This window comes from Nostoc linckia z4, assembly GCF_002608075.1.
Taxonomy (GTDB): domain Bacteria; phylum Cyanobacteriota; class Cyanobacteriia; order Cyanobacteriales; family Nostocaceae; genus Nostoc; species Nostoc linckia.
This window is the reverse complement of record NZ_LAHA01000033.1, coordinates 40,613-53,170: the sequence shown is the minus strand read 5'-3', so window position 1 is coordinate 53,170 and position 12,558 is coordinate 40,613. Positions and strand designations below refer to the sequence as shown.

The 12,558-nt window shown below is 41.6% G+C and carries 7 protein-coding genes; all 7 read right to left on the bottom strand.

From position 1 onward, the window contains the following. Nucleotides 1-372: 372 nt before the first annotated feature. A complete protein-coding gene (gene purU / locus VF06_RS23410; RefSeq protein ID WP_099067799.1) occupies nucleotides 373-1,227 on the bottom strand; it encodes a formyltetrahydrofolate deformylase in 855 nt (284 codons plus the stop codon). A 382-nt stretch (nucleotides 1,228-1,609) separates the two neighbouring features. Next, nucleotides 1,610-2,254 (bottom strand): DUF4340 domain-containing protein, encoded by a 645-nt coding sequence (locus VF06_RS23405; RefSeq protein ID WP_099067798.1) that lies wholly within the window; start codon nucleotides 2,252-2,254, stop codon nucleotides 1,610-1,612. Between the two features lie 148 nt (nucleotides 2,255-2,402). Further along, entirely contained in the window at nucleotides 2,403-4,133 is a 1,731-nt protein-coding gene (locus tag VF06_RS23400; RefSeq protein WP_099067797.1) for a GldG family protein, read from the bottom strand. A gap of 186 nt (nucleotides 4,134-4,319) precedes the next feature. Further along, nucleotides 4,320-5,129 (bottom strand): ABC transporter permease, encoded by an 810-nt coding sequence (locus tag VF06_RS23395; protein WP_099067796.1) that lies wholly within the window; start codon nucleotides 5,127-5,129, stop codon nucleotides 4,320-4,322. Beyond that, nucleotides 5,130-6,116, bottom strand: coding sequence for an ABC transporter ATP-binding protein (locus tag VF06_RS23390; protein WP_099067795.1), 987 nt, complete (start codon nucleotides 6,114-6,116; stop codon nucleotides 5,130-5,132). Nucleotides 6,117-6,158: 42 nt separating this feature from the next. Further along, nucleotides 6,159-6,656, bottom strand: coding sequence for a DUF6174 domain-containing protein (locus tag VF06_RS23385; RefSeq protein ID WP_099067794.1), 498 nt, complete (start codon nucleotides 6,654-6,656; stop codon nucleotides 6,159-6,161). 285 nt (nucleotides 6,657-6,941) lie between these two features. Then, nucleotides 6,942-12,215, bottom strand: coding sequence for a PAS domain S-box protein (locus tag VF06_RS23380; RefSeq protein ID WP_099076433.1), 5,274 nt, complete (start codon nucleotides 12,213-12,215; stop codon nucleotides 6,942-6,944). Between the last annotated feature and the right edge of the window lie 343 nt (nucleotides 12,216-12,558).

Below are 12,558 nucleotides of genomic sequence, written 5' to 3'. Positions count from 1 at the left end.
TATTACTCAAAATTGCAGAGAAATGTATTCTCAGCAGTGTATAAATAGTATATCTGACTTTCTTGGTTAATTCTCACTATAAGAATCCGGTTTGATTTCTAAACTCGTACAGCGTAGGAGGCAATAGGCAATAGGCAACAGTCAAGAAGCTTCTTTGAGTTCTACTGAATTTTTTCAGAAATCAAATATCAGTTCTATAGCAAGCTGGCAAACTTCTCTACGAGACGCTACGTGAACACAAAGGTCATGCAATTTCAACCACCCACACCAGCCACATAGGTCGCAACAGGAGCAACAGTGTCCACCTGGGGCGTTTTTTTTATTTCTTTCAATTGAAGTTTAGACTAGTCTAAACTCCAGTCAAATGCAAAATCACTCAAATACTACTGTGCGATTACCATAGACTAAGACACGATTTTGTAAGTGCGATCGCACTGCTCTTGCTAAGACAACTCGCTCTAAATCTTTGCCCTTTCTTACCAAATCTTCAACTGTATCTCGGTGACTCACTCGCACTACATCCTGTTCAATAATTGGCCCCGCATCTAAATCAGCAGTGGCATAATGAGCAGTTGCACCAATAATTTTTACACCCCGTTCAAAAGCTCGGTGATATGGATTTGCTCCGATAAAAGCTGGTAAAAATGAGTGATGAATATTAATTATTTGCGGAAATTGTTTAATAAAATCCGCACTGACAATCTGCATATATTTCGCTAATACAACTAAATCTATTTTGTATTTGCGGAGTAATTCTAATTGTTGAATTTCTTGTTCGAGTTTGTTTTCTTTAGTAATGGAAATATGTTTGTACTCAATACCAAATTGGTCTGCTACAACCTTTAAGTTAGAATGATTGCTGATAATTAAAGGAATTTCAGCAATAAATTCTTTGGCACGTTGTCGCCAAATTAAATCGAATAAACAATGGTCTTGGCGGCTCACCCAAATAGCAATCCGGGGTATAGTATCAGAAAAATGTAGTTCCCATTTAGCGTCTAAAGGTTGAGCGATGGCATTAAAAGCCGGTGCAATAAACTCTCGCGGTAAATTGAATCCTTCTAACTGCCATTCAATGCGCGTGAGGAATAACCCAGCAGCAAAATCTGTGTGTTGATCTGCATGGATAATATTACCACCATTAGAATAAATAAAATTCGCAAATTTAGCCACTAATCCCCGTTGATCGGGGCACGAAATTAGCAATGTTGCTGTCGGATTGACCATACAATTTTAGATTTTAGATTTTAGATTTTAGATTGATTTTGAATCAGAGGACATTTTAAAAGTCCTATTCAAAATTGGTATAGGACTCATATTTTATTTCTGAAAAAATACGTAGTGGACTGTTTCAGCTAAAATAGTGCATTAGTCAATTCTTTCTTGTGTGGTGGGCATCCTGCCCGCCCGGACGGGTGAGGACACCCATCCCACAATAAAATCTATTGCAACATTTTAGCCTTGACACGCCACTACAGATACTTAGATTTTTTCATAAATCAAATTGGATTCCCATATTAGAAAAAATAGGCAGATTTAAAACAGGGGTTAACAGCTGTTAGCCCCTATTGAAGGTTATATTAACAGACAAAAGAGCCTCTATAATTGCCTATTTGGCATTTGTCGGAGTCGGTAGAGGCAGATTACTTGGCAAAGGTGTTGATTTAACATTATCAACAGGTTGTTTCCACTCCGATAATTCCCGATTTACAGCATTTTCAAAATCTATAGGTACTAATAGCACATCTACATTGCCATCGGGTTTTGTAGCCGTGTCAGTTCGAGCATATACAAAAACACCATTAAAGTTACGTTTTCCTAAAATTAATTGATGCTTTTGCTGATTTTTCAGGGTAATATCAATAGTTGCTTGTGGTACATCTAAACCGTATTGTCCAAGTTGATTTGCTGGAGTTGTCAAAGTCCGTAGTTTACCATCGTTAGCCTCGCCCTTACCCTTGACCAACAAATCCATCAAATAAGAAACAATAGCGTCATTTGCTGGTTCTGATATTGGAGATTTAATTAGCCATTTAGGGTTACTAGATTGATTGCTACGTTCCAAATTCACAGTGAGTTTTTTGGTCTTTACTGTTAAAGCCTGCACATCATCTTCTGCAAAAGAGAAAATTTTTTGATTTTGCTCTTTAATTTCTTCTCGCTGAGTAGCACCTTTAATTTCATAGAAGTAAACAAAACTGCCTAAACCCAGCGCTAGTAATACCAATATTAAAGTTGTTCGTGGCAATTTCATTTTTTTATTTTGTTATTTATTGGGAGTCGGGAATAGGGGAAATAGGGAGTGTTGACTGATGACTGTTGACTGTTGATTGGGGACTGGGGAATTATTATTCTCCCTCATCCCCCTCATCTTCTTTATCTCGTCACTCCTCACTCTCTTTTTACCTTCGTTTCCACCAGAGAATAACTGCTGCTGCTAACCCACTGAGGGGTAAAAATAACAGAGATGACAGTGTTAAAACATTGGCTTGGGTGCTTGTTAGAGTTATCCGGCGATTTTTCGGTTCTTTGGGGCGGATAGAAAGGGGTTGCTGGTCTTGTTGATTCAGCCAAGTAACTGAGTTGAGAAATACATCTCCATTTAGTTGCCTGTTAAATAACCCATCTGTGGCAAAGTTAGAGTTTCCGAAAACAACTAACCGTGATTCAGTGGGTGTTTGAGATGCGGGTGTGGGGGGAGTTTTGTTTTCGGTAGTTGGTGATGGTAGGGGAGATGGTGCGGGTGTGGGAGAAGTTTTGTTTTGGGTGGTTGGTGATGGTAGGGGTGTAGGTGTGGGAGAAGTTTTGTTTTGGGTGGTTGGTGATGGTAGGGGTGTAGGTGTGGGTGTGGCTGTAGAAACAGTAGATTTGGGTGTTTGTTTTCTTGTTAAGGCAACGCCTAAGGTCAGAGGCCCTTTAAGGTCTTTATCTGGATTAAATTCTAATTTTTCGCTTTCTAGGTCGCTTTCTGCCCAACTCAGGGGATACTGCTTGGTTAGCAGTAGAGGAGTGGCTTGGACACCCGGTACAGAGGTAATTTCCAGAGGCCGGGAAATGGGATAAAAAGAAATATCGTTGCGGAAATCTTTGGTAATTGGATGTTGTCCGTATTCTGTGACTAAGGGAGCCGCAGGGCCTAGTCCGACGACGTTTTCACTGGAAACATCCACTGCTAAACGATTATCCAAACGAACGCCCCACTCTTTGAGCAAGCTGTCAAGTTTGGGATCTGTATTAGGATCGATCATTAGCAGTAAGCTACCGCCTCGATTTAAATATTCTTGTAAGGCTTTGACTTCGGCTTCAAACAATCCTCGTTTGGGGCTAGCTACTATGACCACAGCAGCATCTTGAGGAACTTTAGGATTTTCTACCAGACTTAGGGGTTCTGTTGTGTAATTTTTATCCTTTAATCCTTCAATAGCTTGTGATATTGCACCTTTACCGGGTGAAAGTTGGCTTTCGCCATGACCTTGGAGTAGATAAATTTTGCTTGTTGTTGCACTTGTGATTTTTTGTAGCCGACTAGTTAATCTGATTTCCGAAAGGCGTTCATTTTGATTGATTGTTTGTACTAATTCTTTTTTATCTCCATATTCCAGGTAAACTTCGCCATAATCTTTCGCACCAATTTTTTCCGCTATTCCTGGTCTAGCTTGGGGATCGACATATTCAAAATTGAACTTTGAGCTTTGTCGGCGATAATTTTCTAATAATTGCAGGTCTTGGGGATTCTGGTTAATATCAAACACCCAGATTTTAACTGGTTGTGGCAGGGCTTTCACCAATTCCCCTGACTGTGGTGCAAGGGTGAATAATTGATTTTCTGTTAAATCTGCCTGGAAATGATAGCGAGTTCCTAAAAAGTTAATTAATCCCAAAATTGTTAATACTGCCAGAGTTGCCACCAAGGCATTAGTTCCAGCTTGGGTAGAACGGCGCTTCCATAAATTAGTTTGGTAGCTTTGCCATATTATCCACGACCCAATAATGGCAATTCCCGCAATCAAAAATGCTAGGGAAATTAATCCCCACTGTTCGGAGACTAACCCTACTGTTAATCCCACAGCAACTAAGAACGGGCCTAACCAAAACAGATATTTCCACAGTTTTTTATTTGCAACTATCTTCATATTAATTAGACTGAAGTGAGGAGTTAGTAGTGAGAAATTAGAAGTTAGGAGTTGGGAATTTAGAGTGAGGAGTGATTTTAACTCTTTCTTGCTAACTTTTAATTCATAACTGATTGTGATTACTAGGAGTTATGAGTTATGAGTTTTAACTCTTAACTCCTAACTTTTAACTCATAACTTATGTGACTACTGTCTTTGAAAGCGCAGTGCATCAATTGATTGAGCTGTGAGAAAGACGCCCAAAAAAATGTAACTGGCAAATAAAATCAAAGCGCTGGTATCAAAAATGCCTTGAATGAGGGTGTTGTAGTGTTTGAGCAACGACAGATAACCCAAGGCTTCACCTACGGAACCAGGGATATTTTTAGCGATCGCATCGAAAAATAACAGTGATAATATTACTGCAAAAGTCAGAACCGCAGCCAGAATTGTGCTGTCTGTTAGTGAAGAAATAAACATTCCTATAGATAAAATAGCCGCTGCTAGCAAGATTAAACCAAAATGACCCACAAAAGGAACTGAGGGCGTCATTGGTGGATTCGATCCACTGATGGCGATGGCTTCTAACACTAACACAGGCACAATCATTGTTATAAAAAATGTTACCACCCCTAATAACTTACCTACAGCTACTGCCCAATTGGTGATTGGTGATGTGGCTAATAGTTCTAAAGTGCCCCGCTTACGTTCTTCGGCGTAAAGTCCCATTGAAAGAATTGGCAGGATAAATAACAGTAACCCACCCATTGAATCTAAATATGCTCGCACAAATTCGTAGGCGAAATCTATTGTGGGTGTTGGTAAACCTTGTTGTGCTTGTAAATCTAGTGTCGCTGCTGCTGCAAAAATGCCATTTGGCCCGACTAAAATCATCACGAAAAATAACCCAGCGACGAACCAAAATACACTGGCGATTCCATAGGCCAAAGGTGATACAAAATAACTCTGTAACTCTCGGCGATAAATGGCAATAATATTACTCAGTACTACACCCATTTATGCGGCTTCTCCTTGTGTGACTGCTTCTAAATTCTTTTCTTCTGTGGTCAGTTGCAAGAACACATCTTCTAAGGTAGCGTTAACTCGCCGCAATTCATGTAAGCCGAATCCCGCACGTACTAAAGTTGTGGCAATATCCTTTCCTGGTTCTTTTCCCGGTTGGGATATCACCCGCAAATAAGCCCGGTTTGCCTGGGCTTGATGACCTCCTGCTGTGGGAATTGATTCTACCAAACTCACCCCTGCAATATTTTGCAATACTTGTTTCGCTAGGGCGGCTTCTCCTTCGATTTCTATTTCATACCCAGAACCGCCTGTCAACTGGGTCATTAAATTATCTGGTGTATTCGTTGCGACTACTTTACCGCGATTAATGATGGCAACGCGGCTACAAGTCATACTCACTTCTGGGAGAATGTGTGTAGAGAGAATAATTGTGTGAGTACCAGCGAGACTTTTAATTAAATTCCGTACTTCAATTATTTGTCGAGGATCTAGTCCCACGGTAGGTTCATCGAGGATGATTGCTGGAGGATCGTGGACGATCGCTTGAGCAATTCCCACTCGTTGGCGATATCCTTTAGACAGTTTGCGAATAATTACCCGCCGCTTATCTTGTAAATTACAACGCTCAATGGCTGCTGTTACCTTTTGATGGCGATCGCCTGCTGGAATTCCTTTAATCTGTGCGACAAAATGCAAAAACCCCTCCACCGTCATTTCTGGATATAACGGTGGTGTTTCCGGTAAATAACCAATTTTTTGGCGCACAGCCAGGGAATTTTCATGGACATCGTAACCAGCAATCCGGGCATTACCATTAGTTGCCGGTAAGTAACCAGCCAAAATCCGCATGGTTGTAGTTTTACCAGCCCCATTCGGCCCCAGCAACCCTAAAATTTCCCCTGGTTCCACGTTAAAAGTGACATCAGTAATCGCTGGGGTAGAACCGTATATTTTACTCAGATGCTCAACTTCAATCATCAGTCTAGTGGCGATCGCTTGCTTCAAAGATACCTAATAATCTTAGATCGCTTCAGGAAGTTCTTGAAAATTGCTAATTGTAGTGAAAACTCCAGCATCAGCAGCAAGATTACCAATATTAATCTGAGTTGGATAACCTTTGTGTGGCTTGTAGGTTACACTCAGTTGGGATTCCCCGCGATTAATAGCATCTCTAATCAGATTAAAAAGTTTAGGAATTGTACTGTAGGAAGTTAATAGCTCAGTATTTACAGGCTCACCAGTTTGAGCATTGGTGATAGAAGTTGTGATACCATTACGTACCTCAATGTTTAATGGCCCTCTAACTTCAGGAATGCAAAAGCAGTTATTAGTTAGCGTATAGCGATAGTTATCTATCTTTCGTCCATTCCATAATAGTTGGTAAATTCTTAATTGTTTTAAACTCAAATTATTGCTTTTTGGACTTTGTGCCACTTGCACAGGAGGCATAGAGAATACTGGAGCATTTAAACTTAAAGATGATACTAAAATCACAGCAATAGAAATAGGTAAACGCATACAAATCATTAGTTAATTTTTACTTAAATTTTGACAAAATCAAATTTCAAATATGCAATCCTATTTGAGTTGTGAAAAATATTGGTGTTAATTGTTAACAGTCAACAGTCAACGAGTAACATGTAATTTCACAAACTATTTAAGATTGCTATAGTAGAAATCTTTTCTAGAATTAGCGTACACGATGTTTGGACGTAGCAATTTTGTGAGATGTTCCGTTTTTGTTAAACGAGTACAAGTGTAGTAATCTCCCCTGACGTGGGGATTCCTTCCCTTATTGATGAATTAAGAATTGGCAATTAAATTAACGATCGCATTAGCTAAATCCAATGGTTCTACGGGTTTCGGTAGATGTTTTTGAAATCCTGCTGCCAGTGCTTGCTTGTGGTTAATTTCTCCCGCATAAGCAGTCAAAGCGATGGCGGGAATCTTTCCACCTTGTTCTGGTGGCAATTTTCTCACTTGGCGCAGCAGCATGTAGCCATCCATCAAGGGCATTCCAATATCGCTTAACAGAATATCTGGCTTTGACTTTGCTAGTGCTTCTAATGCTTCAGTTGCCGATGCTACCGGGGTTACATTTGCTCCATATTGTTCTAAGGCAAAGCTAAAAAAGTCGCGTACATCTTCTTGGTCATCCACAAGCAGAATTTGGACTCCCAAAAGCAATGATTCTTCGGTATTCAGTTCTGAGTTAGAAGATTCTGGGCTGGAAGTTCGTAACTCGGCACTTTTGAGCAAAGGTAGTTTCACTGTAAAGGTTGCCCCTTGTCCTTCTCCTAGACTGTCTGCCTCAACTGTGCCCCCGTGAAGTTCAACTAAATGACGCACAATTGCTAGTCCTAATCCCAGTCCACCAAATATTCTGGTTGTCTTGGCATCTGCTTGGCGGAAGTAGTCAAAGACATGGGGTAAAAATTCTGGACTGATTCCTTTACCTGTATCAATTACTTGGATTTGAGCATAGCCAGGAGAAGAGGACGCGGTGATGGGGAGACGCGGTGACGCGGAGAGTGTCCCCGCATCCCCGCGCCCCTGTGTCCCCATGTCCCCGTTTCCCCGTGTCCCCACGTCCCCACGTCCCCGCGTCCCCGCGTCCCCGTTTCCCCGCGTCCCCGCGTCCCCGCGTCCCTGTGTCCCCACGTCCCCGCGTCCCCGTGTCCCCTCGTCCCCGCGTCCCCATGTCCCCGTGTCCTCTTCTCTTACCTCTTCTAAACGGACTTCTACTCGTCCTTCTGGTGGTGTAAATTTAACTGCATTGGAGAGTAAATTCCACATGATTTGTTGCAGGCGATCGCCATCGCCTAAAACTTTGCCGATATCATTCAGCACTGCCTGAATTTCAATTGATTTGGCTTCTGCTGCTAAACGTACTGTTTCTTGTGCGGCGGCGATCGCAACTTTTAAATCCACTGCATGGAGATTTAAACTCAATTTACCTTGTAAAATCCGCGACACATCCAGTAGGTCTTCAATTAGTTGGGTTTGTAACTTGGCGTTGCGTTCAATTGTTTCTAAGGCACGGATTTTAGTTGCTTCGTCAAAGTTGCGGGTTCTGAGTAACTTTGACCAGCCTAAAATCGGATTCAGGGGAGTTCTCAATTCATGAGAAAGAACCGCCAGGAATTCATCTTTAATTCGATTGGCAGTCTCAGCTTGTGCCCGTGCGGTTTTTTCTGCTTCGTAAAGTTGAGCGCGGGCGATGGCTTGTCCGCATTGCTGCCCCAATGTCAACATAAATCTTTGGTTTTCTTCGTTAAAAGTTAGGGCAGTAGCAAAGCTAAATCCCAGTGCGCCAATGGCTTTTCCCTCTGCTATCAATGGTATGGAAGCCCAGGCATTATTACCAGTCAAAGCTATAGCGTCAATTAAGTTGGGATAATTTACCCTCAAAGCTGCGAGATTTTCTAAAAAAATCGGCTTCTTAGTTCTGATTGTTTCTGCAATTGGGGTAGGAGCAGTAATCGGAAAACTTTCCCAGGTATCTATAACTGATTCGGGATAGCCAGTTGCTTGCAGAACTTTCAAGGTAGTATTTCCTTGAGTTAGTAAGACAACAGAACCGGCACAGGCTCCCAAGGCTGCAATTCCTTGATTCATCACCACATCAGCTACTTCTTTGGGGGTGAGGGCTTCTGAAAGGGCGGCGGTGATGCTCTGTAAAAGTACGGTACGATTGACTGACAGCTCAGCTGCTTGTTTTGCCTGTTGAGTTTCTTGGTAGAGTCTGGCATTATCAATAGCTGTGGCAGCACGACGAGCAATATCTTCTGCTAAAGCTAAGTCTGCTTGTTGGTAGCGGCGACCAGACTCGGCAGTAAAAAAGGAAATTGCCCCAAATAATTGCCCGCGAGAACGCACTGGAATCACCATTAAAGAATGAATATCCAGGCTTTGTAGCAATTGCAGATGCTCCTCATCTTGAGCCATCTGTAAAAGATGGAAGTTAGATAATTCGGGATAAAACACAGATATTCCTAACTTGAGCTGCTGTAAAAGCTGCTGTGTCCCGCCCTTTGGTGGATAATGTTGTTGGATTTTCTTTAAAATATCTTGTTTTGTTGGGTCGGCAATGGCGATGGTAATTTGTTTATTCGACCAATCTTCCTGAAAAACATCCACAATACACCAATCGGCTAGGGTAGGAACTGCTAAATTAGCCACATTAGCTAAGGTAATTTCATAATCCAACGAGGCAGCTAGTAGGGTGCTGGCTTCAACTAAAAACTGTTGACTGGCTTCAATTCGTTTGCGTTCGCTAATATCCTCGATAATTCCTAACGCATACTTGAGTTGTCCTTGACTATTCCAAACTGCTGATGAAGTGAGATTAACCCAAACAATGGAACCATCTTTGCGGAAGTAGCGTTTTTCTACGGAATAACCGTTAATTTCCTGTGCCAAAACTCGCCCAGCGTTTTGCCTATCAACTTCTAAGTCGTCAGGATGAGTAATTTGCTGAAAGTTCATTTGAATTAACTCATCATGGCTGTATCCAGTAATTTCAGACAATGCCGGATTAACCTGAAGAAATCGTCCATCCAAGGTTACCAAAGCAATGCCCACAGCAGCTTGGTTGAACATTGCCCGGAATCTTTCTTCACTTTCTCGCAAGGCAACTTCTGTTTGTTTTGCTACTGTGACATCTGCAAGAATTATCCCAATGCCCACAGTTTCGTCCATGCTATTATTCACTGGGTAATAGTTGCCCAGCCAGTGTTCGTAACTTTCGGCTTGTCCTGGTGTCTGGGTGCTGATTTCGACATTCAACAGTGGTTCTCCAGTCTCCAACACCCGCTGTAACTGTACTTCCAATTCAGCCGCCATTTCTGGTAGTACTTCTTGAAATCTGCGTCCTAAATGTTCTTCTATGGTTAAACCGTTAATGTCAGCAAATACCTGATTAATGCGGATATATCGCAGTTGGCGGTCTAAAAAGCATACAGCAACGGGAGCAGCTGCTAGCAGGGCATCTAGAAGAGATAAAGATTCGGCATAATGGACTAAAGTTTGGTGAATGTCTTGATAAAGTCTGGCATTTTCCACCGCTAAGGCGGCACGATAGGCAATATCTCCTGCTAATGTCAAATCAGAGTGATGGTAGCGACGGTTTGATTGGGCAGTGACAAAACTAATGCAGCCGAGTACTTGCCTTCCTGCGATTAGCGGCACAATCATCACAGATTTCATCCCCAATTGCCGAACCAGTTGTAAGTGTTCCTGGCTTTGAGTATTTGCTACTAATAGCGAGTCAGATATTTCTGTGATTAATTCACTTTGCCCAGTTTTCAGGACTTTAGTAATTGCACTCTTGGAATCTGGCAGATACTCCTGAAGTTTAGCTGCTAATTCGGCTTTCGATGGGTCTGCATAGGCAATGGGTAAGCGGCGAATGGAACCATCTTCATTGACAATATCAACGCTACACCAATCTGCTAGCTGGGGAACTGAAATTTTGGCAATTTGTTCTAAGGTTTGCTCGTAATCCAGGGAAGTAGAGAGTATACTGCTAACTTGGGCAATGTAGCGGAGTCTTTCTTGGGCCTGTTTCTGTTCTGTAATATCGAGAACAAAGAAAGCTCCTCGTTGGAGAGTCCCCTCAAAATGGCTAGCACCCATCAAAACTGGCAAGCGCAAGCCGTCTTTGCGGATATATTCTTTTTCAAAAGGAATACAAAAAGGGCTGTTTTCCAGTTGAATCAGTACTTGCTCATCGAGTGGTGTATACTCTGGTGGAGTCAAGTTTCGCCAGTTAAGTTGCCCAGAAACTAATTCTGCACGAGAGTAACCCAACATATTTAATAAGGCATCATTGGCTTCTGTGATTTTGCCGTCTTTCTCCCAAAAGCCAATGCCAATCATATTCGATTCAACTACGGATCGAAACTTGGCTTCGCTTTCCCGTAATGCTTGCTCAGATTGCTTTTGTTGAGTGATATCAATTGATGTAATTCCTACTCCTAGCAACTGCCCATCCGCTAGACACACCGGATAATAGCTGACAATACCGTAACGATACACCCCTGGGGGATAAGTTTCACCGCTGATTTCCTGGTTAAGTAAAGGCTGTCTGGTTGCCATTACTCTCTCAAACACAGGCTCTACTTGCTCTGCCCAGTCCGGTAGTACTTCCCGAAAAGTGCGACCGAAATGTTGGCTCAGTGGTACTCCATTGGTGGCTGCTAGAGCTTCATTAGCGTAAACATAGCGAAGTTCGGTATCGAGGAAAGCCAAGCCCACAGGTGAAGTACTCAACCAAGCATTAAGCAATGCTAAAGATTCATCTTTTTGTTGGACAGCTTGCTGAAGTTCTGTCTGCAATTTCGTCTTTTCTTGTTCTGCTTGCTGGCGTTCGGTAATGTTCACAGCCACACAAGTAACACCATGAATGCAATCATCTGCATCCTTTAACGGTTCAATGAGCAAATCATAGTAATGGTTTTCTCCACACAGTGGCAAACAAACTTCTTCACGGGTGGAAATACCTGTTTTTAATACTCTTTCCTTGACTGTTGTTAATTTTTCTGCCACTGAGGCGGGAAATAAATCAGCATCAGACTTACCCAGGATTTCTAGTGTCGTGTCTCCACCTTGAGGATTATGAATCCACTGATAGCGCAAATTGCGATCTTGCTGAAAGATTATAATATCTGAACTGCTCAAGGCTAGACGGAATCTTTCTTCAGAGACTTTAAGTTTTCGTAAATTGATATCGGCTCCTTTTTCAGCAGTTTTTAATGCCTCGGATAAGACACTAAAAAGCAACCCCTGTATTGCAAACAACCCAATTCGCACACAATTGGATGTATCAAAACTCAACTGAAAAACAGGGGGCAAAAAGAAGTAATTGCTCAGTAGTACAGATAGGAGAGTTGCTAACAGCCCTGATTTCAAACCTCCATACCAAGCACTCACCATTACAGCGCTAAAAAATAGTAGAAAAGGAGTTCCACTCATGCTTAGCCAAGGGTCTAGCATCAGCATTAACACTAATGCCAGTGCCACATTTAATACAGAAATGCCATAACGCAGTAATTGTGAATAATGAATATGGAACATGAAAATGTTTAAAAACAACCAATACTTATTGCACAGGCTGTATACAACCTAAGCGAGTTTGCAAATTTTAGGAAGTGATCTCTAGATAGATTTTTATTGTATGGAAAAACTTCTCTCTTTAGAAGAGAATTCTGAGATGATGTAGTCCTTGTTAAAAATTTATGATTAATCTTCTCTATTAAAATTAAAAAAGGTAGTTATCCAAATTCATCTGAAAATTGCTCGAATAAAATCTGCTAATGGTTTGTTTAAGTAGATTGAGGCAAACATTTTTGGTTGGAAGAAGGCAGGAGGTATGAAGGGAGAAAATTTGAGTTTATTTGATTTTTCTTAACATAGTTTT

What these genes read in the sequence shown, in the direction of transcription:
- VF06_RS23400 (WP_099067797.1), bottom strand. Translation starts at nt 4,133, where the DNA reads ATGAAGATAGTTGCAAATAAAAAACTGTGGAAATATCTGTTTTGGTTA.
- VF06_RS23385 (WP_099067794.1), bottom strand. Translation starts at nt 6,656, where the DNA reads ATGCGTTTACCTATTTCTATTGCTGTGATTTTAGTATCATCTTTAAGT.
- purU (WP_099067799.1), bottom strand. Translation starts at nt 1,227, where the DNA reads ATGGTCAATCCGACAGCAACATTGCTAATTTCGTGCCCCGATCAACGG.
- VF06_RS23395 (WP_099067796.1), bottom strand. Translation starts at nt 5,129, where the DNA reads ATGGGTGTAGTACTGAGTAATATTATTGCCATTTATCGCCGAGAGTTA.
- VF06_RS23405 (WP_099067798.1), bottom strand. Translation starts at nt 2,254, where the DNA reads ATGAAATTGCCACGAACAACTTTAATATTGGTATTACTAGCGCTGGGT.
- VF06_RS23380 (WP_099076433.1), bottom strand. Translation starts at nt 12,215, where the DNA reads ATGTTCCATATTCATTATTCACAATTACTGCGTTATGGCATTTCTGTA.
- VF06_RS23390 (WP_099067795.1), bottom strand. Translation starts at nt 6,116, where the DNA reads ATGATTGAAGTTGAGCATCTGAGTAAAATATACGGTTCTACCCCAGCG.